This is a genomic window from Mesorhizobium sp. M8A.F.Ca.ET.208.01.1.1 (assembly GCF_004791315.1).
Classification (GTDB): Bacteria; Pseudomonadota; Alphaproteobacteria; order Rhizobiales; family Rhizobiaceae; genus Mesorhizobium.
On sequence record NZ_SRUT01000002.1, the window covers coordinates 188518 to 213741 of the forward strand.

Consider the following 25224-nt stretch of genomic DNA (forward strand, 5'->3'; position numbering starts at 1 on the left):
TGCGGATCGACGGTCCGCCGAGCGCAGGTCGATCGCGGGGCTTCACCCGTGCCGTCGCCAGACATGCCGACCATCCAAACACGCAAGCGTCAGATGGAGTGATGATGACCAGGGCGAATTTTGAGCGCGAACGGGATGCCGATATCGTCATCGTCGGCGGCGGGTCGGCTGGCGCGTTGCTTGCAGCACGACTGAGTGAAGAGCCGGACAGTCGCGTTCTGCTGATCGAGGCGGGCGAAGAGGCGGCGGACCCCGACATCTGGAACCCCGCCGCCTGGCCGGCGCTTCAGGGGCGCGGCTACGATTGGGACTATCGCACGGAGCCGCAAACCGGGACTGCGGGCCGGGTGCATCACTGGGCGCGCGGGCGGTTGGTGGGCGGCTCGAGCTGCCTGCATGCGATGGGCTACATGCGCGGCCATCCCCTCGACTTCCAGGCATGGGTCGACGCGACCGGCGATGACAGGTGGAGCTGGAATGGATTGCTGCCCGCGTTTCAAGCCATCGAGGATCACCCGCTCGGTGGCTACGGCCTTTACGGCAAGGGCGGGCCGATGCCCGTCCATTTGCCGACCGACGAGGTAAGTCCGGTCGCACGCGCGTTCATCGAAGCCGGCGCTTCGCTCGGCCTGCCGCGTCTTGAGGGTCACAACAGCGGACAGATGATCGGCGTCACCCCGAACTCTTTGAACATTCGAGACGGTCTGCGGGTCACGGTGGCCGACGCCTGGCTCACGCCGGCGGTTCGAAGCCGCAAGAACCTGACCATTCTTACGGGATCGCGGGTGCGGCGGCTCAAGTTGGAGGGCAATCAGGTCCGCGGCCTCGAGGTCGTGGGGCGGCAGGGTCGGGTCGAAATCCTTGCGGATCAAATCGTGCTTTGCGCCGGCGCGCTGGAAAGTCCGGCCTTGCTGATGCGCTCGGGCATCGGTCCGCACGATATACTCGACGCCGCGGGCGTCAGCTGCGTGATCGATATGCCGGAGATCGGTCGAAACCTTCAGGACCACCTGCTTGGTGCCGGCAACCTCTATGCGGCCCGCAAACCCGTTCCCCCCTCGCGCCTTCAGCACTCGGAGTCGATGGCCTATATGCGGGCCGACGGGTTTACCGGTACCGGCCAGCCCGAAATTGTCGTCGGTTGCGGCGTCGCGCCGATCGTGTCCGAGCGCTTTCAGGCGCCTGCCGCTGGCACTGCATATTCGCTGCTGTTCGGGATCACCCATCCGACGAGCCGCGGCAGCGTGCGCATAAGCGGGCCGGAACTCGATGGTCGATTGATCATCGACCCCGCATACTTGCAAAGCGGTCGGGACCGCGCGCTGTTTCGCGGGGCGCTCGAGGCAGCCCGGACAATCGGACATCGAGATGAACTCGCCGGCTGGCGAGAGCGCGAGCTCCTGCCAGGCACCCTGAACAGTACGGCTGAAATGGACGACTTCATCGCGCGGTCGGTCATTACACACCACCATCCCTGTGGCACTTGCAGGATGGGCAAGGACCCGGACGCCGTCGTCGATGCGAATCTCAAGCTCAAGGCGCTCGACAATCTTTTTGTCGTTGACGCGTCGGTCATGCCCAGTCTCACCGCGGGGCCGATACACGCCGCGGTTCTCGCCATCGCCGAGACCTTCGCTCGCCGGAAAATCCTGCTGTCTTGATCCGAGGGCTGCGCGTCCGTTCCTTCGCTACAAGGCTCGGGCCGCTGTCGCCATGCTCCTCAACGCGCGCTGAGCGCGACCATGCGGTCAAGGGCAGCGCCAAGGCCTTTCAGCGACACCGGAAAACTAAGCGTGGTCTCGGCCGCGGTGGTGACGTCGAGCTTGAGCTCGGTACCTGCCTTGAGCTTCTGCATCAGCGCCCGGTCGATCGGAAACAGCGCCACGCAGCCATTCGGCAGGCAGGTCCTGAACTTCAACGGCCCGACAGGCGGCTGGTCGTCGATCTGTGCCGCCACGCCGGGATCGAACAGGATGCCGAAGGGCAGCAGCAAGGTTCCGATCAGTCCGCCCTTCTGCCCCACGCGCAACTCCACGGCCAGTAGCCTCTGGCCGTTTTTCTGCGTCTGGTCCTGCGTGACCGTGCAGACCCGGGCATTGTCCTGCATGACGCAGGCCAGCTGCCAGTCCTGATAGGTTTCCTGGAGCGACGACGCGCCATTCGGAAGCGACCCAGCCTGCTGCTGTTGGGCGAAAGCAGCCGGTAGCGAAGCGGAGAAGGTCGCCGCGCAGATGGCGGCTGCCTTCAGCGAAAAATGTCTACGAACCAATGAATGCGGCCTTCTCTTCGGTGCCGGGCAAATGCCCAAAGTGTCGGCTTCGAGGCCCCGTGGCAACGGTCACGTACAGACCCATTCGCGGATCTTGCATTGGATCCCCCCTGCCTCGCAGGCCTGCAAGGCGAGATCTTCGGCTTCGCGGCGCGTTTCGGCGGAGTTCACGCCCCAGGGGGTGAACCGATGCTCCACCTTGTCGGCCACCGCCAGCGCGCCGCAATGCTTGTAGGGAAATCCGGTCTCGTCGTCGTCCGTCCAATGGCGGTGATTGCGGAACACGGCAACGACATTGCAGGCTTTTCCACCGGCATTCTCGCAATATTTCTGCGCAATGTCCTTCGCTTCCTGCCGCTTGTCGGCGCCCCAGAAGAAGCCATACTTGGTGTCGGTCTGGGAATAGGCGATTGCCGCCCAGATGCCTTTCTCCTCCTGTGGCGGCTCGGACGGCTCCACCAGATCGGCCGAGACGACCTGCCCGCTCCACAGCAAGGCCATGCACAAGACTGTCAAACGTCGCGATTTCATGGTCCGCAATCCTTTCCAGGGCGTCTCGCCCATTCGCCTGACATCCTCACTTGGCCGCCGATGCGATGGAAATCACCACGCATGTGTTGCCCGTCGGCAGCAGAAGGGCTTCGCCCGTGTTGCCGCCAAGCTCGTACACTTCGACCTGTCCGAGATGGTCGGTGATCTTGCTGCCTTGCGGAAGAACGGACGGAATGTCGGCGCACGGACTTGCGAACGGCGCCACCCGCACCATCGCGCCCTCGCAGCCCGAAGCGGTGGGCGAGGCGAAGACCACGCCGGCCGCAGGCCCGCTGTAACGGTCCGTGGCATAGTCCATGCCGACAAAGGCCTGGACGGCGTGCTTGTCGGCGGCCTGGTCGTTCCACAGGGATTTGACGCTGTACTTCGCGCCGGTCGTCAAAAGCTGTCCGAGCACCGGAAAGATGGTCGAGCAGGCCTGCACGCCGGCCTGCTTGACGTGCTGGAGGAAGGGCGAGTCCGGCAGTGCGGGAGCGGCGGCCGCCTCGGCCTGAGCGGCCGTCGGGCTGCCGACCAGACCGGCGATCGCGGCATAGTTCGCGCCGGCGAAGCCAATGCCCATCATGGCCAGCCCCAGCAGCGAAAATCCAATGACGCGCGGCCACCGCCGCGGCGGCTCGACTATCCTCTTGCGATCCGGCTCGACGATCCTTTTGCGGTCCGGCTCGACGGCCGGATTGCTGCGCGTCGCGGAGATGAATGGATCTTGCTGGCTCACGGTGCTGCCTCGGTTATTTGACTGGCGCAAGGGCCTCGGACAGCCCCTTGAGCGTTGCGGTGACGGTAATGGTCTGGCCATCGACGGTCGGATAGGAAATCGCCGGCGTCGCCTTCTGCGCTATCTCCTGGCGCATCAGGGGTCCCACCGGCAGCATGCCGACGCAGACCATTTCGTTGCAGCCGTTCAGATGCACGTCGATCGGCTCGGCGCGCCCATCGAACTTCAGCGACACAAGCCCATCGCTCCTGGCGTTCGGCGCGGTGCGCAGGATCATGTAGGGCTTGCCGTCCTGGGTGGCGGCGAGCGACCAGCTGAACGCCATCTTGCCGGCGCCGTCCTCGATCACCTGCGAGACATTGCAGACTTTCTTGCGCGCCTTGAGGTTCTCGTCGCAGATCAGCGTCCAGTTCTCGAAGGGACGGATGGTGCGCTGGTATTGTCCGAGCTTCACGTCGGGAGGCACGACCACCTCGGAGGGCTTGATCCTGTAGGGCGAAGCCACCTGCCCGGCAGCCGGCGCCAGCCCGCCGGCAAGCGCCAGGCAGGTCAGGCATGCCATGGCAAATCCGGGAAAGCCAAACGGCTTTCCCGAGTCTGCGTCTAGCCTGTCATGGCCGGTTCGCCTTTTCATTGCCGCCCTGTTGTCCGCCTCAGTTCAAGGTGAAGCTCAGGCCGGCGCCGACACCGACATTGCCGCCCGCCGCCGTGCCGGACACGTTGCCGCGGATGCGGCCGTCCTCGCTGGTGTAGCCGGCGCCGAAGGCAAAGGCGCTCGAATCCCGCCAGAAGCCGCCGCCCGCCGCCACGCTCAGCTTGCCGGGACGGTCGTCATAGCGCAGCGAGGCTGCCGCCAGTCCGATTGCCGCCGCCTGCCGTGCTTCGTCCCTGATGCCGCTGATGTCGGAATTCAGCTGGCTGAGCTTCTGGTCGGTATAATTGTTGGCCTGCTGCAACGTCGTGACCGCCACCTGGTCGGTATAGGTCTTGCTCTGAGCCAGGTTCAGGTTCAGCTGGTTGACGTTGACCGCGTCGGTGCCGGTAACGCCGGGGCCGACATTGGAGATGACGACAGGCGCATTCGGGTCACCGCCCTGCAGCGTTATCTTGTTGGTCTTGGTCGTCGATCCGTCCGGATTGTTGACGGTGTCGTATTGCACGGTGTTCTGGACGGTGCCGCCGATGCCGCCGATCGTCTTGGTCAGGTCCTCGATCGCCGTGTTGGTGGCGTAGAGCTGCGACCCGTTGATCGCATCGGTGCTGCCGGAGGAAACGCGCCCGGCGGCGACATTGGTGATCGTCCGCTCGGTTCCGGCATCGCCGACGCTGACGGTCCCGGTCGGGGTCGTGCCGGCGAAGGCGTAGGTCTTGCCGTTGATGACCGTGCTGGACGTGCCGACGGCGGTCTGCGACACCGAACCCGAACCGAGCGCCACATCGCTGGCGTTGTTGGCCTTGGCGCCTTGGCCGAGCGCGACGGCGCCCTGCCCCGTGGCTGTCGAGCCATTGCCGGCGGCAAGGCTGTTGGTGCCGCTGGCCACGCTGGCCGGCCCGATCGCGACGCTGTCGGTGCCGCTGGCGGTGGAGTCGGCCAGCGTCGAATTGGCGTGGAAATACTTGATGCCACCGCCATTGTTGATGTTGGTCAGCGCATTGTCGACAGCAGTGAAACCATCAAAGACGGTCGAATAATTGTTGCCCTGGATGGTGTAGGTCGGGCCGGTGATCGAGCCGTCGGGATTGACCGTGGTGCCGCCGCCGAACAGGTTGGAAACGTTTTGCGAGACGCCGCGCAGCTGCGAGACGTTGACGGCATCGGTCCCGGCCGAGCCCGCCGCGACATTGGTGAGCTTGCGCTCGGCGCCCGCGGCGCCGATCGACACTTCGCCGGCCGAGGTCTGCGGAGCGGTCAGGCCAAAGGCGGCGTAGCCGGCCTGCGCGCCAACCGTGGTGGTTGACGACGCACCCAGTGCGACGCTGTTGGCGAAGGTGCTCTGGGCGCCGGCGCCGAGCGCCACCGACTGGATGCCCGATGCGGTCGAGTCGGTGCCGAGCGCGATGCCGTCGGCCAGCATCACATGAGCGTTCTGGCCGATGGCGGTGCCGCCAGGCGCCGTCTGGTCGACGATGGCGCCATTGCCGATGCCGACGCCATTGTCGCCGTTGACGACCGTGGTCGGGCCGACCGCGACCGATTCCGCACCGACCGCCAGCGAATCGCCAGCGGTCGAATTGGCATGGAAATATTTCGTCGAGGTGGCAGAGACCGCCGCGATCGCCCCCGCCAGCTGGCGCACCGTCACGGCGTCCTGGTCCTGCGTGCCATCGGCGACGTTGGTGATCTGCCGGTAGGAGGTGGCGGTACCGACCGAAACGGCGCCGAGCAGCACTTTGTCGGTGGTGTTGTACTGGATGAAGTTCGACGGACCTGCGGCGATCTGCCCGGAAGCGGGAGCGATCGCGCGATCGGACACCGAGCCCGAACCGAGTGCCACGCTGCCGTCGATGCTGGCCGCGCTGTCGCGGCCGAGCGCCAGCCCGCTGACGCCGGTCGCGGTCGCCTGGTAGCCGACGGCCGTGGAGCCGACGCCCTGTGCGAAGGAGTCCGTTTGCGCCAGTCCGGCCTCGTTGGTGCGGGCATAGCGGATGCCCACGCCATTGGCGTCGGTATAGGCGGTCGAGGTGTCACCGGCGATGTTGTTGATCGTGTTGCCGAGATTGGTCACGCCGCTGCCGATGGTGCTGAGCGTGGTGCCGATGGCGTCGACGGCCTGGTTGGTGGCGGCGAGCTGCGAACCGTTGATGGCATCGGTCGACGTCGAGCTGATCCGCCCCGCGGCGACATTGGTGATAGTGCGTTCCGCGCCGGGCGCGCCGATGCTGACCGTCGAGGTCGGATTGGTGCCCTGGAAGGCGTAGGTGGTGCCGTTGATCACCGCGTTGGGCGTGCCGACCGCTACGGCGGTCACCGAACCCGAGCCGAGCGCCACGTCGCCGGAGCTTGCCGCCGCCGTCGCACCGTTGCCGAGCGCGACATTGCCGGCGAGGCCGGCGGCACCCGCAGTGGAGCCGTTGCCCAGCGCGACGGAGCCTTGCCCGATCGCCTTGTTGCTGTTGCCGATAGCGACAGCACCGTTGGCCGTATTGGCCGCGGTGGCGGTTGCCGTGCCGTCGCTGTTGGCGATGTTGTTGGCGCCGCCGGTAAAGGCGCCGGTGCCGCTGGCGAAGCTAGGATCGCCGATGGCCACCGCGCCGTCGCCGTAAGCAACGTTGTCTGCGCCGATTGCGACAGCCTTCCCCCCGGTCGCGATCGCCCTGGTGCCGATGGCGACGGAGTCGGCGGTATCAGCGGAAGACTGGAGACCGACCGCGATGGCGTTGGTTGCAGTCGCCGCGCTTTCACGCCCCATCGCAAGGGCGTCGTCCCCGGATGACGTCACGTCCGTGCCGACGGCGATGGCGCTCTGTCCGCTGGCGCTCGTCGCAAAACTGGTCTGGCCGATATAGACGGAGTTTATCCCGGACGCGCTCGTCCCAGCGCCGACAGCGACGGCATTCACGGCGGTGGTTCGGGCACCACTGCCGAGAGCGGTACTGCCGGCTCCGCTGGCACCGGCGTTGACGCCGGCGGCGAGGGTATTATTTGCCGTCGCGCTGGCCAGGACGCCGAATGAGGAGGCGTTTGCGCCGCTGGCAACGGCCCCATTGCCGACTGCCGTGCTAAAGTCGGCAGTGGCCTGAGTGGCCTGGCCGAGCGCGACGCCGAAGCCGCCGGAAGCAAGCGAATTGGTGCCGATCGCGATGCTGTTGGGCAGGGCCGTGTTGGCCTGAACGCCTGCCTGCGCGTTCACGCCGAATGCGATGGACTGGTTGCCCCAGGCCTTGGCTGCATCACCCATCGCCGTGGCGCTTGTGCCGATCGCGGCGGCCTGACGTCCTACGGCAGTGGAATTGGCACCGCTGGCGACAGATCCCCAGCCTCCGGCGAACGAATTGGCGCCGCTGGCGGTGGAACTGGTGCCGACCGCCGTGGAGTTACCTCCCGAAGCGACTGAGAAGGTACCCAAAGCATTGGCGCCGGCCAAGGTGGCACTGGCCTGAACGCCGATCGCTACCGAATTGGTGCCACTCGAGATCGTGCCCTGGCCCAGCGCCATCGCGCCGCCGGCGCCGGTGGCTTTTGCGCTCAGGCCGAGAGCCACCGAGTATTGTGCCGACGCAACGGATGAACGTCCGACCGCGATGGCGTCGACCTGGGATGCCGTCACATCCGTGCCGATGCCGATGGCGCTCTGTGCCAGCGCTCCTGTTCCAGCAACGGTGCGCGAACCGAGATAGACCGAATTTAGCTGCGTGGCTTGTGCCTGGAAGCCGAGAGCCACTGCGTTCTGGGCGCCGGCGGCGGCGAAGCTGCCTTGGGCGAGAGAATCCAATCCGGACGCAACGGTGTTTGTGCCGAAAGCGCTCGCGCGCAGCCCGCTCGCAGCAGCGAAGTTGCCTACGGCAGTCGAATTCTGCGCGGTCGCCGCGGATCCTTGACCCATGGCGACAGCCCCGCCGCCTTGGGTTTGCGCATCGACTCCGATCGCAACTGAATTATTCCCGTTGGAAATCGCTCGGCAGCCGATGGCCATGCCTCCCGTCGGCGCTCCGACGGTGGCCGTATATCCTGTGCAACCGATCGCGATGCCGTTGGCACCACTCGCCGTTCCGGCGCCCGCTGTATAGTTACCGCCTGGAATAACTTGGCCAAATGCCTGAGGCGCAATAGCCAGCCCCAAGGCGCCGAAAACAGCCCCAATCGCACCGATACCCCGATCTTTACGACGCATGCCTAGAACGCGGGACGCCATGCGCAGTACAGCCATCAGGCGGCGCCGGGCCGAGCGGGAGCGAGGATCGGCATTCGCGATCCAGTGACTGGCGAAAAGCGCCGCGCGATGCTGGACAAACGAGTGACGTGAGATGCAATTGTCGGTCATGGTCCCTCTCAGCGCGCCAGTCGGCATGAAAATGTCAGATAATTCCCCCAAGCGGCAGAAAGACATGATTCTTGTGCGCGGTATTTCACGATCTTGCTGTGTCGTAAGAAAAAATCGCGGAACAACTCGGCAGAGGTTAACGGCTTATTACTTTAGCTGGAACTTTAATAGGTATCACCTATATTTCCAAGATATGCCGCAGCTTATCCATCACCTGGTCTTCGAGATAAGCTTGTTCGAGCGCGACCGCAGTGGCGTTACATGCCGGTATTTCTTCATCATGGTGGTGAAATGGCTCTGGCTCGAGAAACCGCTGAGATGGGCAATGTCGGCGATCGCCAGGCTGCTCTCGGCAAGCAGTCTCTCCGCAAAATCCAGCCGCAGATCGAGAATATACTGATGCGGCGGCATCCCGAACGTCCGCGAGAAGGCCCGCACGAAGTGATAGGATGAAAGCCCGCAGACCGCGGCCATCTCGGAAATCGCCAGCTTGCGCGAGAAGTTCTCATCCAGGAAGTCCCGCACCTTGCGCGCACTGCTGGCGGAAAGCCCGCCTTTTACATTCGCCAGCGGCTGTCTCACCACATCCGCAATCCATCTTGGGGGGTCATCATCGCGCCGCACCGTTTCGGCCTCCTGAGGGGTCCCTGCGCAAGCCAAACCTTGGCGGCGTCCACGCGGTTCCCGGAAAAATAAATTGTGATGGAACGAGCCGGCCGGTCGGTGGCGAGGGCGAGCCGGCAAGAGATATCCCACTCCCCTCGACATCCATGCCGGTGGCAATCCTCGAAGCATCCGGGCGCATCGATCAATTTCTCGCCTCGACCATGGGCGCATTCGCGATGGACGTATTTTGCAGAACACCGATTTCCTTGCAGGAAATCCCGGTCTCCGAGCCCCGGGCACCTGATGGGGCGGCTTTGCCATACCGCGCGGCGCGGCTCTCCCGGGGACGCTGTCCGGTTTTCTCTTGGACTCCTGGCCGTAATCGTTTCCGGTTGCAGGCGCAGAAGCGCCTCAGTTTCTGGCGGAAGCATAACCGGTTGGTGTCCTTCCCCTGTATTTCTTCATGGTGGAGGCCAAATGACTTTGATCCGAAAACCCGGCGAGGATCGCCGATGTCGAACTCATGAGCAGCCAAAGCCGACGGTGCTTCGGGAGAGATGGAGACCAGGGCATTTTCCCTGGTCACGGACCAGGCAAGATTGCTGTCCACGCCGGCGGGATTGATGACGAGACACCCGACCGGCGCATCGTATTGCTGGAGCTTGTCGCTGCCGAGCGAGGCCCTCAACTTGCGTATGGGCGCAAGCACGATGCCTACGGAGTGTTCCCTGGCCGGGAATGCCTGCGAGCCTGGCCCGCGAACGGAATAGATCACGCTTCCTTGCGCGGTGGCCCTTCGCGGACCGGCACTTTCAGGAATGATGTCCAGGACGTATCGAGCTGTCCGCTCCCGATCGATGCCTCGGGAAACGCCGCCTTCCCGAGCCTCGTCCGCATTGTTCATTCGCGCTGCCTCAGCCGTATCGACGCTACTTCGAATACCCTTTTCCCGACCCGAACGCAGCGTAACGCACACACCTTGGCTTGGGAAGAACTCCCACGCGCAAAGAAAAATCTTTATTCGAGAAAAGAAAAAAATGGCCAGCGAATAGGAGTTGACGAGCGTTCATTTTCGTCTGGCGCGAGGCCTCGTCATCCGGAGTTTCGCCGATCGGTCCTGACACGACCGGTCATGCGATTCTGTATTCTGGTCAACGACTGATTGAGGCCGTTGGCGCAGCCTGCGCGGATCATAACCTGTCCGCGAGATCGACGCCTGCGGTGTGGATCCGGTTATCGGCGGCCGCTGCTACAGATCACCGCGCCGTTTCTCGTACAGATCCCAGGCGAGTTCCACGAAAGCCAGAAGAACGTCGTCCCGATTCCAGCCGGCCGCCACCGCCGCCTGGACGATCTCATTGATGAGAGGCAGCAACTGCTCCTGGCATTCGGCCGACATATCGCCGTCGCCCGCGGGTGGCCCCCGGAAGTTGAAAGTCATCATTCGGCGCCCCCCTTCGCCTTCAATCGAAGTGTTACATCGGTAATTTCATTCCCTCTGATATACAATAGATGTGGTACCAAAGAACAGGAAGCCCCAGCGAACCAAGGCAGCACATGACGATGCCGGATCACCCCGGATCTATGCTTTCCCATGGGTCAGGGTGGGCTTTCCAAAGGGAACTCTGTCGACGCTTGATCGACCAACTGCTGAACGCTCGAATGACCGCCCGCTGTAACGGGAGAGCAATGCTTCGCGGCGGAGACTCTCGCGATCAACGACGCGCTTGCTGCCGCGCGTCGCCTCGTGACGGTCGACGACGCCCAAGGCCGGTGATGGCGAATAGGCTGCCGCGCAGGACGCCGTCCCGGGAAAGCGCGGCAGCGGGCCGCGTCAGAAGGCGACCTGGTCGCCGCCCTTCAATGACAGGATTTCGCGCGCCTCGTCCGGTGTCGCCACTTCCATGCCAAGCCCTTCGATGATCTTGCGCGCCAGCACGACCTGCTCGGCATTCGATTTGGCGAGTTTGCCCTTGCCGGCCCACAGGCTGTCCTCCAGCCCGACGCGGATGTTGCCGCCAAGCGCCGCCGACTGCGCGGCGATGCGCAACTGGCTGGCGCCGGCGCCGAGCACCGACCAGCGAAACTGGTCGCCAAACAAGCGGTCGGCGGTGCGCTTCATATGGGCGACATCCTCCGGATGCGTGCCGATGCCCCCAAGCAGGCCGAACACCGACTGCACGAAGAAGGGCGGCTTCACCAGCCCGCGATCGGCGAAATGGGAAAGGTTGTAGAGATGCGCGATGTCGTAGCACTCGAACTCGAAGCGCGTGCCGTTGTCGTAGCAAGTCGCCAGAATGTATTCGATGTCCTTGAACGAATTGCGGAAGACGAGATCGCGCGTCGCTTCCAGATGCGGCTTTTCCCAGTCGAATTTGAAGGTCTCGTATTTGTCGGCGAGATGGTAGAGCCCGAAATTGATCGAACCCATGTTGAGCGAGGCCACTTCCGGTTTGAACTGAGCGGCCGGCTTTACCCGCTCCTCGACCTTCATGTAGGGACTGCCGCCGGTGGTGATGTTGATGGCGGCATTGGTGCCTTGCTTGACGCGCGGCAGGAAGCGGGCAAACGCCTCCGGCGTCTGGTCGGGCCTGCCGGTTTCGGGATCGCGGGCATGCAGGTGCAGGATTGCCGCTCCCGCCTCGGCCGCCGCGATCGCTTCCGACGCGATCTGGTCCGGCGTGATCGGCAGATAGGGCGACATGGTCGGCGTGTGGATCGCTCCGGTCACCGCGCAGGTGATGATGACCTTGCCCCTGGCCACCGTGGCGCCGGGCTTGCGGCTGGTTTCTTTCATTGTCCGAACTCCTGATCCGATTTCTTCTTGTGCGCCGCCAGCGCCATCAGCCGGCGATCGCGCCACACTTGCCGCTCGCCTAGTTTTTCCCTCGGCAGGCGTTTGCCGCGCTCGGCCTCAACCGTCTCCATCACCTCGCCCGCCCAGTCGACCCGGCGCAACATCTGCGGGAAGATGTTGGAATAGATGCCCTGGTAACGCTCGACATAGTCGCGCACGCCGCCGGGCGCGTTGAGGTCGATGGTCTCGAACGGTCCCATGAAGGACCAGCGCAGCGCCAGCCCGTCGCGGATGCCGATATCGACGTCCTCGACGCTGGCATAGCCGTCGGCGACGAGCCGGAACGCTTCCTCCAGCAACGCGCCCTGCAGGCGGTTCATGATGAACCCGTCGAGTTCGCGCTTCATCACCAGCGGCGCATGGCCGGCCTCGATGAGGAAGGCGCGTGTTCTTTCGAGCGTCTCGGCCGATGTCCACGGCGCTGGCACGACCTCGGCGGCGGGAATGAGGTAGGGCGGATTGATCGGATGCACGACAAGGCAGCGATGCCGCCCTTGCAAATGGTCGGTGAATTTCGACGGCAACAGCGCCGAGCTGGAACTGGCGATCACCGCTCGCGGATCGGCAGCAGAGTCGATCAGCGAAAACACCTCACGCTTGACCTCGAGATTTTCCGGCGTGTTCTCCTGGACATGGATCGCGCCGGCCAGCGCCTCGCCGAGTTCGGCGGCAACAGTGATGCGATCGAGCACGGTGGCGGCGGACTGTCCCCGCAGCAGGTCGTTGGCAGCGAGATCGCCGAGCACACCTTCTATGTAGTCGCGCGCGCCGCCGGTCGCGGCGCGGGACTGGTCCCACATGCGGACGTCATGGCCGGCGCGCGCGAAACTGATCGCCCAGGCCCGCCCGATGAATCCGCTGCCGACGATCGCAACCTGTGCCATGGATCTTGCCCTCAAAGTGTTTCGACATTGCCGTCGACGCCGAGCGACTGGCCGGAAATGTTTATCCCCGCATCCGAAAGCAGGAAGGCGACCATCGAGGCGACATCATAAGGGCTGGTCATGCGGCGCAGCGAGATGTTCTGCAGATAGCGCCCGGTCATTTCTTCGTGGCTGATGCCGATCTGCCTGGCGCGCGCCGAGATGACGCCCTCGATGCGGGGACCCTCGATGATGCCGGGCAGGATGGCATTGACCCTGATGCCGTGCGGCCCGAGTTCCTTGGCAAGGCTCTGTGTGAAGCCGATCACGCCGAACTTGGCGGCCGAGTAGGGCGTGCGGAAAGCATAGCCGTGGCGGCCGGCTGCCGACGACATCGAGACGATCGAGCCGCCTCCCGCCGCCTTGATCATCGGCACGGCGCGCCGCGCGCACAGGAACTGGCCGGTCAGGCAGACATCGAGACAGCGCCGCCAGTCGTCCGGCTCGATCTCGTCGACGCCGCCGGTCGGGCCGGCAATGCCGGCATTGTTGATCAGGGCATCGAGCCCGCCGAGCTTTTCGGCGACCGTCTCGAACAGCCGGTCGACGTCGTCTTCGTGTGAGACGTCGGCCTTGACCGCGGCCACCAGGTCGATCTTGCCGGGAGCGGCAGCCAACGCCTCGTCGGACACGTCGCAGACGACGATGCGCGCCCCGAGCCGCGACAGCGTGTCGGCGATGGCGAAACCAATGCCGCCGGCGCCCGCTGTCACCAGCACGCGCTGTCCATTGAGGCCGGCCAGAAATTCCGCCGCCGTTTCAGGTGCCTTTGTGCTCATCGTCCCGTCCTTCCCATCGAGAACCTGTGGCTGCAGATCAGCCCCTATTTCAACATGCTGCACGATTCGGGAAACTATTCGACCGCCAACGAACATCATCAGGAGATGTTCGCGGCCCTGTGTGATCGCGACGGCGACGCCGTCAAGGCCCCGGTGCGCGCCGATATCGACGCCGCTTTCAATGTCCTGGTTGGCTTGCTCAAATAACCGTGCGCCGGCCGTTCTCTCACCGGCGGAGCCCAATGGGTGAGTGTGGAAATCGCCGGCTGCATTGCCTTCCGCGGGCGCTCGCTGGATAGTCCTGGCAATGTTCGAGACCCTGGCGATTCACTGGCCCCAAATACTGGCGATCATCTCGGTGGTGATGGCGACCATCGGCATTGCCCATGCCGTCATGACCAAGGAGGACGTCCGCGCCGCCACCGGCTGGGTCGGCATCATGGTGCTGTCGCCGATTCTCGGCGTGCTGATCTATGCCGTGGCCGGCATCAACCGCATCCGCCGCGCCACGATCAGCGCGCAGCGCCCGCTTGCCGAGGGCCTGGTGTCGGCCAAGCATGAGCGCGACGTCGCCGCCGAAGAGGCGCTGATCATCGAGCGCTATGGACAGCGGTTCACCGGCCTCAGAACGCTGGGCGACAGGGTGGCGCGGCGCGCGCTCAACCCGGGAAATGCAATCGACGTGCTGGAAAGCGGCGACGAGGCCTACCCCGCCATGTGCGCGGCGATCGACGGGGCCGAGCGCAGCGTCCTGCTCGAAACCTATATTTTCGACAATGACGCGGTCGGCCTGCTTTTCGTCGAAGCGCTGGCCGGCGCTGTCCAGCGCGGCGTCACCGTGCGTGTGCTGATCGATGCCGTCGGCGCCCGCTACTCCGTCCCCAGCATCCTGGGGCATCTGCGTCGCGCCAACATCACGGCGGATGTCTTCAACGGCAACATCGTCATGGGCCTGCGCTTGCCTTATGCCAATCTGCGGACCCACCGCAAGATCCTGGTGGTCGACGGCACGGTTGCCTTTACTGGCGGCATGAACATCCGCAAGGGTTTTTCGGCGGAGTTCGCCGGATCGAACAGCGCCAAGGACACGCATTTCCAGGTCACCGGACCCGTTGTCGCCGATCTCTTCTCGGTCGCCGCGGAAGACTGGCGCTTCGCCACCAAGGAGGCGCTGAAGGGCGATGCCTGGCGGATCACACCGGTTTCACCGCCCGCTGGCCAGCCGATGCTGGTGCGTGCGGTTGCATCCGGGCCGGACGCCAGCAACGAAACCAACCACAAACTGCTGATCGGCGCCTTCTCGGTCGCGCGCAAGTCGATACGCCTGATGTCGCCCTATCTCCTGCCGGACCGGGAACTGATCAGCGCCCTGGTTACCGCGGCCAGGCGCGGCGTCGAGATCGATGTCGTGGTGCCGGCGGTGAACAACCTCTTCCTCGTCGACCGCGCCATGACCGCCCAATTCGACCAGATCCTGAAGAATTATTGCCGCATATGGCGCACGGAAGGCCCCTTCGATCATTCCAAGCTGCTTTCGATCGACGGCGTATGGGCTTATGTCGGGTCCTCCAACCTCGATGCACGTTCGCTGCGGCTCAACTTCGAGATCGATCTGGAGGTCCTCGACGCGGGTTTTGCCACCGAGATCGAGACCCGGATCGGATCGGCGATCGAAACGGCCGTTCCAGTGACGCTGGCCTCCTTGCGCGCGCGGCCCTTCATCATCCGCCTGTTTGACCGCATCCTCTGGCTGGGATCGCCCTATCTCTGAGAAATTCTGTCTTTAACAAAATGACGTGTTTGCCCGATAGCGTGTCGCCAACCATGGAACATCGGCCGAATGACTCTATTTCTAGGTGCATGATGAGAACGGCAGGGATGATGGGCACGCTATGCGAATGAATGGGCGCAGCCTGCCGGCCAGCATGCTCCTGTCCATTCGCGACAGGCGGATGCGCAAGGCCAACGCCTTGTCGCCGAAGAAGGACGGCGTCACCGGGACGCTGGTCGCCTCCTACAACGTCCACAAATGCATTGGCGTCGACCGCAAGTTCGATCCCGACCGCACCAGCCGCGTCATCCGCGAGATCGCCCCCGACGTCATCGCCCTGCAGGAGGCCGACAATCGCTTCGGCGACCGCGACGGGCTCCTCGACCTGCACCGTCTTGAACTGGAAACCGGCCTCGTGCCTGTGCCCATTTCCGCAACGGGCAAAGGCCATGGCTGGCACGGCAATGTCCTGCTGTTCAAAAGGGGCGTCGTTCGCGACGTGCATCAGATCAGGCTTCCAGGTCTCGAACCCCGCGGTGCCGTGGTGGCCGAGATCGATCTCGACGGGAACCAGTCCTTGCGCATCATCGCGGCCCATCTGGGGTTGCTGCGCCGCTCCCGCTCGCAGCAGGCCCAGGTCGTGCTTGATATCATGAACAGCCCCGACGAGAAGCCGACGCTCCTGCTCGGCGATCTGAACGAATGGCGGCTCGGAAACCGCTCCGCGCTGAACACGCTGCACGCGACCTTCGGCCCGCAGCCGCCAGCAGTCCCCACCTTCCCGTCCAACCTGCCGCTGCTGGCACTCGACCGGATCATGGCCAACCGGCACGGCATGATCGCGACCGTCGAAGCGCATGACACGCCGCTGTCGCGCGTGGCCTCCGACCATCTGCCGCTGACCGCCTTCGTTCGCCTTTAGCATGTGGCCGATAACACCTTGATGTCGCCGGCGTCGCAAAGCGTGTGGATTCGAGCGGAACACCCGGTTCTTCAGCGAGTTTATGTGTTGAATATACAGGAGGATGGAATGAAAAAGTTGATTTTGGCCTCGGTGCTGGCATTCGCCGCGACAGCGGCGGCGACGGCGCCAACCCAAGCCGCCAGCCTGACTATCCAGTCCGACGACGGCGGCCAATATTCCTCGGATGACGATTCCGGAATCGTCGTTCGCCGTCATCATATGCGCCACTATGACAACGAGTATGACGGCGACCAGAACGCTCAGTACGATGACTACGACAATGGCGGCTACCGCTGGCGCCACCACCATCACCGCTGCCACACGGAAACGATTGTGCATTGGCGCCACCACCACAGAGTGTTCGAGGACGTTCGCGTCTGCGGCTGAGGCCGCTCCGTCTCCTGATCCAACCGTCTCCTGATCCAACCCTTGGCGGGTTGCCGCCAAGGATAGCCGTTGACAGCCGTCGCCTCCCGCCGACGCCGCCATTGCCGCATTGCACAAATTTCCGAGCGTGCCCACAATGCGGGCATGATCCGAACTTCACTCGCCGTCCTGGTGATCGACGAAAACCGCATCCGTGCCTCGATAATCGAGGCTGGCTTGCGCGAGGCGGGCCATCAGCGGGTCACCGTCATCCATGACGTCAGTGGCATTGCGCGCCGCATCGCCGAGATCGAGCCCGACGTCATCGTCATCGACCTGGAAAACCCCAACCGCGACATGCTGGAAAACATGTTCCAGCTGTCACGTGCGGTAAAGCGGCCGATCGCCATGTTCGTCGACCGCTCCGACCAGGCCTCGATCGAGGCCGCGGTCGATGCCGGCGTTTCGGCCTATGTCGTCGACGGGTTGAGGCAGGAGCGCGTCAAGCCGATCCTCGACATGGCGGTGAGCCGCTTCAACGCTTTCTCGCGCATGGCGCGCGAACTGGACGAGGCGCGCAGCGAGCTCGAGAGCCGCAAGGTGATCGACCGCGCCAAGGGCATCCTGATGAAATCGCGCGGCCTGAGCGAAGAGGCCGCCTATATGCTGCTGCGCAAGACGGCGATGAACCAGAACCGCAAGATCAGCGATATCGCCCAGAGCCTGGTGACTGCCGCCGGGCTTCTCGGACCGGGGGACGAATAGACATGGGCGCCGAGCATCAGATCACCGCCGGCTTCATGCCGCTTTTCGATAGCGCCGTCCTGGTGGCAGCCGGCGAACTGGGCTTTGCCGCGCGCGAAGGCATCGATCTGGCGCTGCACCGCGAGACCTCCTGGGCCAACATCCGCGACCGCATCGCCATCGGCCATTTCGACCTTGCGCACATGCTGGGACCGATGCCGCTTGCCTGCAATCTTGGCCTCACCCCCCTCGCCTCCGAGACCATCGTGCCCTTTTCGCTGGGGCTCGGTGGCAACTGCGTCACCATCTCCAACGCCGTGTGGGCCGGCATGGCGGCGCACGGCGCCGTACCCGATCTCGATCCGGCTCGCGCCGGCGCGGCCCTCGGTGCGTTCATCCGCGAGCGGGCGGCCGCCGGCCGCGAGGCGCTGCGCTTTGCCGTCGTGCACCCGCATTCCGGGCACAATTACGAACTGCGCTACTGGCTTGCCGCCTGCGGCATCGATCCAGAGCGGCAGATCGAGATCGTGATTGTGCCGCCGCCCTTCATGGCCGACGCGCTGGCCACTGGGCGCATCGACGGCTATTGCGTCGGCGAACCCTGGAACAGCGCCGCGGTGGCGGCCGGCACCGGCCATATCGTCACCGTGAAGGCGCTGCTCTGGCGCAACAGCCCGGAAAAGGTCATCGGCGCGCGCAAGGCCTGGGCCGAGCAAAATCCCGAGGCGCTGGCTGCACTCCTGCGCGCATTGCATCACTCGGCGCGCTGGTGCCAGGACCCGGCAAATCGTGGCGAACTGGCGGCGCTGATGGCGCAGCCCGGCTTCCTTGGCCAGGAGGCGGCCGTTCAGATGCCGATCCTGACCGGGCATCTGCGGCTCGGCGGCGGCGCACAGCGGGCCGTCGAGGACTTCTTCGTGCCTTTCGACAAGGCCGCCAATTTCCCCTGGAAGAGCCATGCGCTGTGGTTCTACACCCAGATGGTGCGCTGGGGTCATGTCGCGCACACGCCGGAGAATCTCGCCATCGCCCGCGACTGCTACCGGCCCGACCTTTACCGGTCGGCGCTGAAGCCGCTCGGCGTCGCGCTGCCGGGCGCCAATGCCAAGGTCGAGGGTGCGCTGAAGGTGGCGACCCCGGTGGGCTCGGCGGGCGCCAGCCTGGTGCTCGGCCCGGACGGCTTCTTCAACGGCCAGATCTTCGATCCGGACGAGATCGACGCCTATGTCGACAGCCAAAAAACGACCCTCGGAGAAGCCTGATCATTTCTGCGCCATCCTTTTGCATTGCACAAAAATTATGCGCCCCTGTAGGCAAGGTGATCAATGTTTGACCCCAATCGCGGTGGATCGAGTTGCCGCGTGATGCTCCGATCCCACTGAATTCATTTGATGTTTTCTTCCAGAGGGAAACTGGCACGGTTCCTGCTTTGAAATGAACGAGCCCTTCTCGGGCAACGGAACAGGCGTCCAATGGCGGGCGCCACAGGCAAAGCTGCCGCTCAGGTCACTGCGCAATCCCCAGGGATGCGCGAAGGCCTGGACGGCGGCTTTTTTGTTTTTGGCCGAACACGCAATCGACGGCGCTTCCAAGGCGCTCAACCGGAGACGACGATGACGAAACGGATTGGAACTGGCACGTCCCTCAAGGATTTCACCCGCCGTGATTTTCTGGCCAGCAGCGCGCTGACGGCGGGACTGTTTATTGCCGCAAGGACATTGTTTCCCGCTGGCGCCCATGCCGAAGGCAAAGGTCCCGAAGTGACCGGCGCCAAGCTCGGCTTCATCGCGCTGACCGATGCCGCGCCTCTGATCATCGCCAAGGAGAAAGGCCTGTTCGCGAAATTCGGCATGCCTGATGTCGAGGTGCTCAAGCAGGCCTCCTGGGGTGCGACGCGAGACAATCTGATGCTCGGAGGCGAAGCCAACGGCATCGACGGCGCCCACATCCTGACGCCGATGCCTTATCTCATGCACACCGGCAAGGTGACGCAGAACAACCAGCCGCTGCCGATGGCAATCGTCGCTCGCCTCAACTACGATTGCCAGGGCATTTCAGTAGCCCAGGAGTATGCCGCCACCGGCGTCGGCCTCGATGCCTCCAAGCTGAAGGACGCCTTCGCCGCCAAGAAGGCGGCAGGCAAGGAGGTCAAGGCCGCCATGACCTTCCCGGGCGGCACACATGATCTGTGGCTGCGCTACTGGCTGGCCGCCGGCGGCATCAACCCCGACAAGGACGTCTCGACCATCGTCGTGCCGCCGCCGCAGATGGTGGCCAACATGAAGGTCGGCAACATGGACGTGTTCTGCGTCGGCGAACCGTGGAACGAACAGCTCGTCCACCAGGGCGTCGGCTTCACCGCCGCCACGACCGGCGAGATCTGGAAGGGTCATCCGGAAAAGGCGCTCGGCCTGCGCGCCGCCTTCATCGAGAAATATCCGAACGCCACCAAGGCGATCGTCATGGCGGTGATGGCGGCACAGCAATGGTGCGACGCCAAGGAGAACAAGGACGAGATGGCCGCCATCATCGGCAAGCGGCAATGGATGAACGTGCCTGTCGCCGACATCGTCGGCCGCCTCAAGGGCGACATCAACTACGGCAACGGCCGGGTCGCCACCGCCACCGACCTCTACATGAAATTCTGGAAGGGCGGCGTCTCCTATCCATTCAAGAGCCACGACAGCTGGTTCCTCGCCGAGAACATCCGCTGGGGCAAGTTCGCGCCGACCACAGACATCAAGGCGCTGGTCGACCAGGTCAACCGCGAGGATATCTGGCGCGAGGCAGCCAAGGAACTCGGTGTCGCGGCAAGCGACATCCCGGCCTCGTCTTCGCGCGGCGTCGAGACTTTCTTCGACGGCAAGACTTTCGATCCGGCCAACCCCTCGGCTTATCTCGACAGCCTGACGATCAAGGCATCGGCCTAGTCAGGCCAAACGGCATTTCGCCGTCTCTCGTTCAGTTCGACCAGACGCCACGGAGTTTTCCCAGGACATGTCCATCCAAGTCATCGAGGACACCAAGGTAAAAGCATTCCCGGCCAAGCCGGCCGAGGTGGTCGCCTTCACCGCCAAGACGCGGCGGCGCATTGATCTGGTATCGATCGCAGGCAAGGTCGCCAGCGCCCTCGTCCCGCCCGCCATCGTCATCGCCCTTCTGCTCGTCGTCTGGCAGGTCGCCTGCTCGTCGCCGACGGCAAGCCTGCCGCCGCCGAGCCAGGTATGGAACGAAGCCTATGACCTGATCGCGCATCCGTTCTTCGACAACGGCCCCCAGGACATCGGTCTTGCCTGGCGGGTGCTGATCTCGCTGCAGCGCGTCGCCATCGGCTTCGGCATGGCGGCGGTGGTCGGCGTCGCGCTCGGCGCGCTGGTCGGTCAGTCGGTCTGGGCGATGCGCGGCCTCGATCCGGTGTTCCAGATCCTGCGCACCGTGCCGCCGCTCGCCTGGCTGCCACTGTCGCTCGCCGCCTTCCGCGACTCCAATCCATCGGCGCTGTTCGTGATCTTCATCACCTCGATCTGGCCGGTCATCATCAACACCGCCGTCGGCGTGCGCAACATCCCGCAGGACTACCGCAACGTCGCCCGCATCCTGCGGCTGAACCAGCTCGAATTCTTCGTCAAGATCATGGTGCCGGCCGCGGCGCCTTACATCTTCACCGGCTTGAGGATCGGCATCGGCCTATCCTGGCTTGCCATCGTCGCAGCCGAAATGCTGACCGGCGGCGTCGGCATCGGCTTCTTCATCTGGGACGCGTGGAACTCGTCACGGCTGCCCGACATCATCGTCGCGCTCGCCTATATCGGCGTCACCGGCTTCTGCCTCGACCGCCTGGTCGCGGCGGTCGGCGCCTTTGTCACCCGCGGCACGACGGCAAAGTGAGGACAGCGCCATGACCGCCTATCTCAAACTCGACCACATCGACAAATCCTTCGCGCGTGGCGGCCAGGTCAGCGAGGTGCTGAGGGACATCAGGCTGACCATCCACAAGGGTGAATTCGTCTCCATCATAGGTCATTCGGGTTGCGGCAAGTCGACCTTGCTCAACCTGATCGCCGGCTTGACCAAGATTTCCGCCGGCGCCGTGCTTTTGGAAGACAAGGAAGTCGACAGCCCCGGCCCCGAACGTGCCGTGGTGTTCCAGAACCATTCGCTGTTGCCGTGGCTGACCGTCTACGAAAACATCAACCTGGCGGTGTCGAAAGTCTTCGGCCGTTCGAAGAGCAAGGCCGAGCGGCATGACTGGATCATGCGCAATCTCGACCTCGTGCAGATGGCGCATGCAAGCGACAAGCGCCCGGCCGAAATCTCCGGCGGCATGAAGCAGCGCGTCGGCATCGCACGGGCGTTGGCCATGGAGCCCAAGATCCTGCTGCTCGACGAGCCGTTCGGAGCTCTCGACGCGCTGACGCGCGCCCATCTGCAGGACGCCGTGATGGATATCCATTCCAGGCTCGGCTCGACGACGATCATGATCACCCATGACGTCGACGAGGCGGTGCTGCTGTCCGACCGCATCGTCATGATGACCAACGGTCCGGCCGCGACCATCGGCGAAGTGCTTCCCGTGCCGCTGGCGCGGCCACGCCGGCGCATCGAACTTGCTTCCGACCGCACCTTCCTGCGCTGCCGCGAGGCGGTGCTGAAATTCCTCTACGAACGCCACCGCTTCGTCGAAGCCGCGGAGTAACGCCATGACCGAAAAACTCGTCATCATCGGCAACGGCATGGCCCCCGGGCGCATGCTGGAGCATCTGCTGGAGCAGGCGCCGGGCCGCTACGCCGTCACCATCTTCAACGCCGAGCCGCGCGTGAACTACGACCGCATCATGCTGTCGCCGGTTCTCTCCGGCGAGAAGGCCTATGAGGAAATCATCATCCATGGCGACGGATGGTACATCAAGCACGGCATCACCCTCTACAAAGGCCACAAGATCGTGGCCATCGACCGGACGGCGAAGACGATCACCTCCGATCATGGCGTCACCGAGCCCTACGACAAGCTCGTCATCGCCACCGGCTCGGTGCCGTTCATCATCCCGGTGCCGGGCCACAATCTGCCGGGCGTACTGACCTATCGCGACCTGGACGACGTCCAGGCAATGATGCTCGCCGCCCAGTCGCGGGCCAAGGCCGTGGTCATCGGCGGCGGCCTGCTCGGATTGGAGGCGGCGGCCGGCCTCAACGCGCAAGGCATGGACGTCACCGTGCTGCATGTCATGCCGACGCTGATGGAGCGCCAACTCGATCCGGCCGCCGGCTATCTCCTGCAGCGCGCGGTGGAGGAGCGCGGCATCAAGGTCATCACCAAGGCCAACACCCAGGCGATTACGGGCAATGGCAAGGTCGAGCAGGTGGAACTCGCCGACGGCACCATCATCCCGGCGACGCTGGTGGTGATGGCGGTCGGCATCAGGCCAAACGCCGCGCTGGCCAAGGATGCAGGCGTCGCCGTCAACAGAGGCATCGTCGTCGATGCCGGCATGCGCAGCAACGACCCCGACATCTTCGCGCTCGGCGAATGCGCCGAGGTGGGCGGTATGGTTTATGGGCTGGTGGCGCCGCTCTACGAGATGGCGCGTGTTGCCGCTCATCAGCTTGCCGGCGACGAGACCGCCGCCTTCGTCCACATGGACACGCCGACCAAGCTCAAGGTCACCGGCATCGACCTCTTTTCGCTCGGCGACTTCGCCGACGGCGACGACCGCCAGGAGATCGTGCTGCGCGATGCTTCCGCCGGCGTCTACAAACGCCTGGTGCTCAAGGACGACCGCATCATCGGCACGGTGCTTTATGGCGAGACATCGGACGGCGCCTGGTTCAACGACCTGAAGAAGAAACAGACCGACATATCGCAAATGCGCGATACGTTGATCTTCGGCCAGTCCTACCAGGGGGGTGCCCCGCTGGACCCTATGGCGGCCGTTGCAGCCTTGCCGGATGATGCGGAAATCTGCGGCTGCAACGGCGTTTGCAAGGGCAAGATCACGGGCGCGATCACGGGCAAGGGCCTGACTTCGCTCGACGACGTGCGCGCCCACACCAAGGCGTCGGCCTCCTGCGGCTCCTGCACCGGGCTGGTCGAAAAGCTGATGGTGTTGACCCTCGGCGACACCTACAACCCGGCCGCCGTACAGCCCATGTGCTCCTGCACCACGTTCGGCCATGACGAGGTGCGCCGGCTGATCAAGGCCAAGGCGCTGAAGACCATTCCGGCGGTCATGCAGGAACTGGAATGGAAGACCTCCTGCGGCTGCGCCAAATGCCGGCCGGCGCTCAACTACTACCTCGTCTGCGACTGGCCTGACGACTACGCCGACGACTACCAGTCGCGCTTCATCAACGAGCGCGTCCACGCCAACATCCAGAAGGACGGCACCTATTCGGTGGTGCCGCGCATGTGGGGCGGCGTGACCAACGCCGCCGAACTGCGCGCCATCGCCGACGTCGTCGACAAGTTCGAGATCCCGATGGTCAAGGTCACTGGCGGCCAGCGCATCGACATGCTCGGCATCCGCAAGGAGGATTTGCCGGCGGTGTGGGCCGATCTCGGCCAGGCCGGCTTCGTTTCCGGCCATGCTTACGCCAAGGGGCTGCGCACGGTGAAGACCTGCGTCGGCTCGGACTGGTGCCGCTTCGGGACGCAGGATTCGACCGGTCTCGGCATTCGCATCGAGAAATTCATGTGGGGCTCGTGGACCCCCGCCAAGGTCAAGATGGCGGTGTCGGGTTGTCCGCGCAACTGCGCCGAGGCGACGTGCAAGGATGTCGGCGTGATCTGCGTCGACAGCGGCTACGAGATCCACTTCGCCGGTGCCGCCGGTCTCGATATCAAGGGCACGGAAGTGCTCGGCCTGGTCAGGACCGAGGACGAGGCGCTGGAGCACATCGTGGCGCTGACGCAGATGTATCGCGAGCAAGGCCGATACCTCGAGCGCATCTACAAATGGGCCAAGCGCATCGGCATAGCCGAGGTCAAGCGCCAGATCATGGACGATGGCGAGAAGCGTCGAGCCTATTACGAGCGCTTCGTCTTTTCGCAGAAGTTTGCCCAGGTCGATCCGTGGTCCGAGCGCGTCTCCGGCAAGGACAAGCACGAGTTCCGGCCGATGGCTTCGGTCGGGTTTGCGCAGGCGGCGGAGTGATGGAGATGTCAGCGCGAGCCACCCCCCTCTGGCCTGCCGGCCATCTCCCCCTCAAGGGGGGAGATCGATCACCATGGCGGCCTTCGCCAATTGTCGACGTTGCAGAATGGGCGGTGAGCCTGAAGCTGCCAATCTCCCCCCTTGAGGGGGAGATGTCCGGCAGGACAGAGGGGGGCGCCTGGGCGCGATCCTATCAAGCAAAGGCAGTGCTATGAACTGGATCGCCATCGGCACCCTCTCCGACATTCCCCGGCGGGGCGCGCGTTGCGTCGCCACACCACAAGGCAAGATCGCCGTCTTCCGCACAGCGGACGACGCGGTCTTCGCCATCGAGGACCACTGCCCTCACAAGGGCGGACCGCTGAGCCAGGGCATCATCCATGGCGCGGCCGTGACGTGCCCTCTGCACAATTGGGTCATCTCGCTGGAGACGGGCAAGGCGCTTGGCGCCGACGAAGGCGCCGTGCGCACCATTCCCGTGAAGCGGGAAGGCGAGCGCCTGTTCATCGCGCTGGAAGCGCTGGCCAGCCGCGCCGCCTGAC

General features: G+C 64.3%; 22 protein-coding genes. 11 read left to right on the top strand and 11 right to left on the bottom strand.

What is annotated here, in order from left to right; translation table 11 throughout:
- Positions 1-104 precede the first annotated feature (104 nt).
- Positions 105-1661, top strand: coding sequence for a GMC family oxidoreductase (locus tag EN851_RS11470; protein ID WP_135929594.1), 1557 nt, complete (start codon positions 105-107; stop codon positions 1659-1661).
- A gap of 59 nt (positions 1662-1720) precedes the next feature.
- Here the strand turns inward: EN851_RS11470 and EN851_RS11475 are convergent, their stop codons facing one another.
- The 11 genes from EN851_RS11475 to EN851_RS11525 all read right to left on the bottom strand — a co-directional run bounded on the left by EN851_RS11475 (position 1721) and on the right by EN851_RS11525 (position 13686).
- Positions 1721-2269 (bottom strand): invasion associated locus B family protein, encoded by a 549-nt coding sequence (locus EN851_RS11475; protein WP_135929258.1) that lies wholly within the window; start codon positions 2267-2269, stop codon positions 1721-1723.
- Between the two features lie 69 nt (positions 2270-2338).
- Positions 2339-2800 carry a DUF4189 domain-containing protein gene (locus tag EN851_RS11480; RefSeq protein ID WP_027144313.1) on the bottom strand — a complete coding sequence of 154 codons (462 nt, stop codon included), beginning with the start codon at positions 2798-2800 and terminating at the stop codon, positions 2339-2341.
- 46 nt (positions 2801-2846) lie between these two features.
- The gene (locus EN851_RS11485) at positions 2847-3539 is read right to left on the bottom strand and encodes a hypothetical protein (RefSeq protein ID WP_135929259.1); all 693 of its coding nucleotides are present in this window, start codon (positions 3537-3539) and stop codon (positions 2847-2849) included.
- A gap of 13 nt (positions 3540-3552) precedes the next feature.
- Entirely contained in the window at positions 3553-4101 is a 549-nt protein-coding gene (locus tag EN851_RS11490) for an invasion associated locus B family protein (RefSeq protein ID WP_127869835.1), read from the bottom strand.
- A gap of 91 nt (positions 4102-4192) precedes the next feature.
- Positions 4193-8521, bottom strand: a complete 4329-nt coding sequence (locus tag EN851_RS11495) for a YadA-like family protein (protein ID WP_135929260.1) — start codon at positions 8519-8521, stop codon at positions 4193-4195.
- Positions 8522-8731: 210 nt separating this feature from the next.
- Positions 8732-9277: an AraC family transcriptional regulator gene (locus EN851_RS11500; protein WP_245520731.1), complete on the bottom strand. Its 546-nt coding sequence runs from the start codon at positions 9275-9277 to the stop codon at positions 8732-8734.
- Positions 9278-9329: 52 nt separating this feature from the next.
- Positions 9330-10031 (bottom strand): hypothetical protein, encoded by a 702-nt coding sequence (locus EN851_RS36275; protein WP_189521833.1) that lies wholly within the window; start codon positions 10029-10031, stop codon positions 9330-9332.
- Between the two features lie 345 nt (positions 10032-10376).
- Entirely contained in the window at positions 10377-10571 is a 195-nt protein-coding gene (locus EN851_RS11510; RefSeq protein WP_127280931.1) for a hypothetical protein, read from the bottom strand.
- 390 nt (positions 10572-10961) lie between these two features.
- Positions 10962-11924, bottom strand: a complete 963-nt coding sequence (locus EN851_RS11515; RefSeq protein WP_127869839.1) for a 3-keto-5-aminohexanoate cleavage protein — start codon at positions 11922-11924, stop codon at positions 10962-10964.
- Positions 11921-12868, bottom strand: a complete 948-nt coding sequence (locus EN851_RS11520; protein WP_135929261.1) for a 3-hydroxyacyl-CoA dehydrogenase — start codon at positions 12866-12868, stop codon at positions 11921-11923. The genes EN851_RS11515 and EN851_RS11520 overlap by 4 nt, the downstream gene beginning before the upstream one ends.
- Positions 12869-12879: 11 nt before the next feature.
- Positions 12880-13686 carry an SDR family oxidoreductase gene (locus EN851_RS11525; RefSeq protein WP_135929262.1) on the bottom strand — a complete coding sequence of 269 codons (807 nt, stop codon included), beginning with the start codon at positions 13684-13686 and terminating at the stop codon, positions 12880-12882.
- A gap of 307 nt (positions 13687-13993) precedes the next feature.
- Here EN851_RS11525 and EN851_RS11535 point away from each other — a divergent pair, with 307 nt between their 5' ends.
- From EN851_RS11535 to nirD, 10 genes are all read left to right on the top strand, one after another.
- The gene (locus EN851_RS11535; RefSeq protein WP_135929263.1) at positions 13994-15457 is read left to right on the top strand and encodes a phosphatidylserine/phosphatidylglycerophosphate/cardiolipin synthase family protein; all 1464 of its coding nucleotides are present in this window, start codon (positions 13994-13996) and stop codon (positions 15455-15457) included.
- Positions 15458-15578: 121 nt separating this feature from the next.
- Positions 15579-16379 carry an endonuclease/exonuclease/phosphatase family protein gene (locus EN851_RS11540; RefSeq protein ID WP_127275589.1) on the top strand — a complete coding sequence of 267 codons (801 nt, stop codon included), beginning with the start codon at positions 15579-15581 and terminating at the stop codon, positions 16377-16379.
- 108 nt (positions 16380-16487) lie between these two features.
- Positions 16488-16808, top strand: coding sequence for a hypothetical protein (locus tag EN851_RS11545; RefSeq protein WP_135929264.1), 321 nt, complete (start codon positions 16488-16490; stop codon positions 16806-16808).
- Positions 16809-16952: 144 nt separating this feature from the next.
- A complete protein-coding gene (locus EN851_RS11550; protein ID WP_127275591.1) occupies positions 16953-17552 on the top strand; it encodes an ANTAR domain-containing response regulator in 600 nt (199 codons plus the stop codon).
- A 2-nt stretch (positions 17553-17554) separates the two neighbouring features.
- Positions 17555-18793, top strand: coding sequence for a CmpA/NrtA family ABC transporter substrate-binding protein (locus tag EN851_RS11555; protein WP_189521834.1), 1239 nt, complete (start codon positions 17555-17557; stop codon positions 18791-18793).
- 351 nt (positions 18794-19144) lie between these two features.
- A complete protein-coding gene (locus tag EN851_RS11560) occupies positions 19145-20461 on the top strand; it encodes a CmpA/NrtA family ABC transporter substrate-binding protein (protein WP_135915075.1) in 1317 nt (438 codons plus the stop codon).
- A gap of 67 nt (positions 20462-20528) precedes the next feature.
- Entirely contained in the window at positions 20529-21419 is an 891-nt protein-coding gene (gene ntrB, locus EN851_RS11565; protein ID WP_127869845.1) for a nitrate ABC transporter permease, read from the top strand.
- 10 nt (positions 21420-21429) lie between these two features.
- On the top strand, positions 21430-22227 hold the full coding sequence (locus EN851_RS11570; protein WP_127275595.1) for an ABC transporter ATP-binding protein: 798 nt from the start codon (positions 21430-21432) through the stop codon (positions 22225-22227).
- 4 nt (positions 22228-22231) lie between these two features.
- Positions 22232-24682 (top strand): nitrite reductase large subunit NirB, encoded by a 2451-nt coding sequence (gene nirB, locus EN851_RS11575; protein ID WP_127869847.1) that lies wholly within the window; start codon positions 22232-22234, stop codon positions 24680-24682.
- A gap of 211 nt (positions 24683-24893) precedes the next feature.
- Positions 24894-25223: a nitrite reductase small subunit NirD gene (gene nirD / locus EN851_RS11585; protein WP_127275597.1), complete on the top strand. Its 330-nt coding sequence runs from the start codon at positions 24894-24896 to the stop codon at positions 25221-25223.
- The last annotated feature ends 1 nt before the right edge of the window (position 25224 follow it).

What these genes read in the sequence shown, in the direction of transcription:
- EN851_RS11560 (WP_135915075.1), top strand. Translation starts at nt 19,145, where the DNA reads ATGACGAAACGGATTGGAACTGGCACGTCCCTCAAGGATTTCACCCGC.
- ntrB (WP_127869845.1), top strand. Translation starts at nt 20,529, where the DNA reads ATGTCCATCCAAGTCATCGAGGACACCAAGGTAAAAGCATTCCCGGCC.
- EN851_RS11510 (WP_127280931.1), bottom strand. Translation starts at nt 10,571, where the DNA reads ATGATGACTTTCAACTTCCGGGGGCCACCCGCGGGCGACGGCGATATG.
- EN851_RS11540 (WP_127275589.1), top strand. Translation starts at nt 15,579, where the DNA reads ATGCGAATGAATGGGCGCAGCCTGCCGGCCAGCATGCTCCTGTCCATT.
- EN851_RS11520 (WP_135929261.1), bottom strand. Translation starts at nt 12,868, where the DNA reads ATGGCACAGGTTGCGATCGTCGGCAGCGGATTCATCGGGCGGGCCTGG.
- EN851_RS11480 (WP_027144313.1), bottom strand. Translation starts at nt 2,800, where the DNA reads ATGAAATCGCGACGTTTGACAGTCTTGTGCATGGCCTTGCTGTGGAGC.
- EN851_RS11525 (WP_135929262.1), bottom strand. Translation starts at nt 13,686, where the DNA reads ATGAGCACAAAGGCACCTGAAACGGCGGCGGAATTTCTGGCCGGCCTC.
- EN851_RS11535 (WP_135929263.1), top strand. Translation starts at nt 13,994, where the DNA reads ATGTTCGAGACCCTGGCGATTCACTGGCCCCAAATACTGGCGATCATC.
- EN851_RS11555 (WP_189521834.1), top strand. Translation starts at nt 17,555, where the DNA reads ATGGGCGCCGAGCATCAGATCACCGCCGGCTTCATGCCGCTTTTCGAT.
- EN851_RS11570 (WP_127275595.1), top strand. Translation starts at nt 21,430, where the DNA reads ATGACCGCCTATCTCAAACTCGACCACATCGACAAATCCTTCGCGCGT.
- nirD (WP_127275597.1), top strand. Translation starts at nt 24,894, where the DNA reads ATGAACTGGATCGCCATCGGCACCCTCTCCGACATTCCCCGGCGGGGC.
- EN851_RS11495 (WP_135929260.1), bottom strand. Translation starts at nt 8,521, where the DNA reads ATGACCGACAATTGCATCTCACGTCACTCGTTTGTCCAGCATCGCGCG.
- EN851_RS11470 (WP_135929594.1), top strand. Translation starts at nt 105, where the DNA reads ATGACCAGGGCGAATTTTGAGCGCGAACGGGATGCCGATATCGTCATC.
- EN851_RS36275 (WP_189521833.1), bottom strand. Translation starts at nt 10,031, where the DNA reads ATGAACAATGCGGACGAGGCTCGGGAAGGCGGCGTTTCCCGAGGCATC.
- EN851_RS11515 (WP_127869839.1), bottom strand. Translation starts at nt 11,924, where the DNA reads ATGAAAGAAACCAGCCGCAAGCCCGGCGCCACGGTGGCCAGGGGCAAG.
- nirB (WP_127869847.1), top strand. Translation starts at nt 22,232, where the DNA reads ATGACCGAAAAACTCGTCATCATCGGCAACGGCATGGCCCCCGGGCGC.
- EN851_RS11545 (WP_135929264.1), top strand. Translation starts at nt 16,488, where the DNA reads ATGAAAAAGTTGATTTTGGCCTCGGTGCTGGCATTCGCCGCGACAGCG.
- EN851_RS11490 (WP_127869835.1), bottom strand. Translation starts at nt 4,101, where the DNA reads ATGGCATGCCTGACCTGCCTGGCGCTTGCCGGCGGGCTGGCGCCGGCT.
- EN851_RS11550 (WP_127275591.1), top strand. Translation starts at nt 16,953, where the DNA reads ATGATCCGAACTTCACTCGCCGTCCTGGTGATCGACGAAAACCGCATC.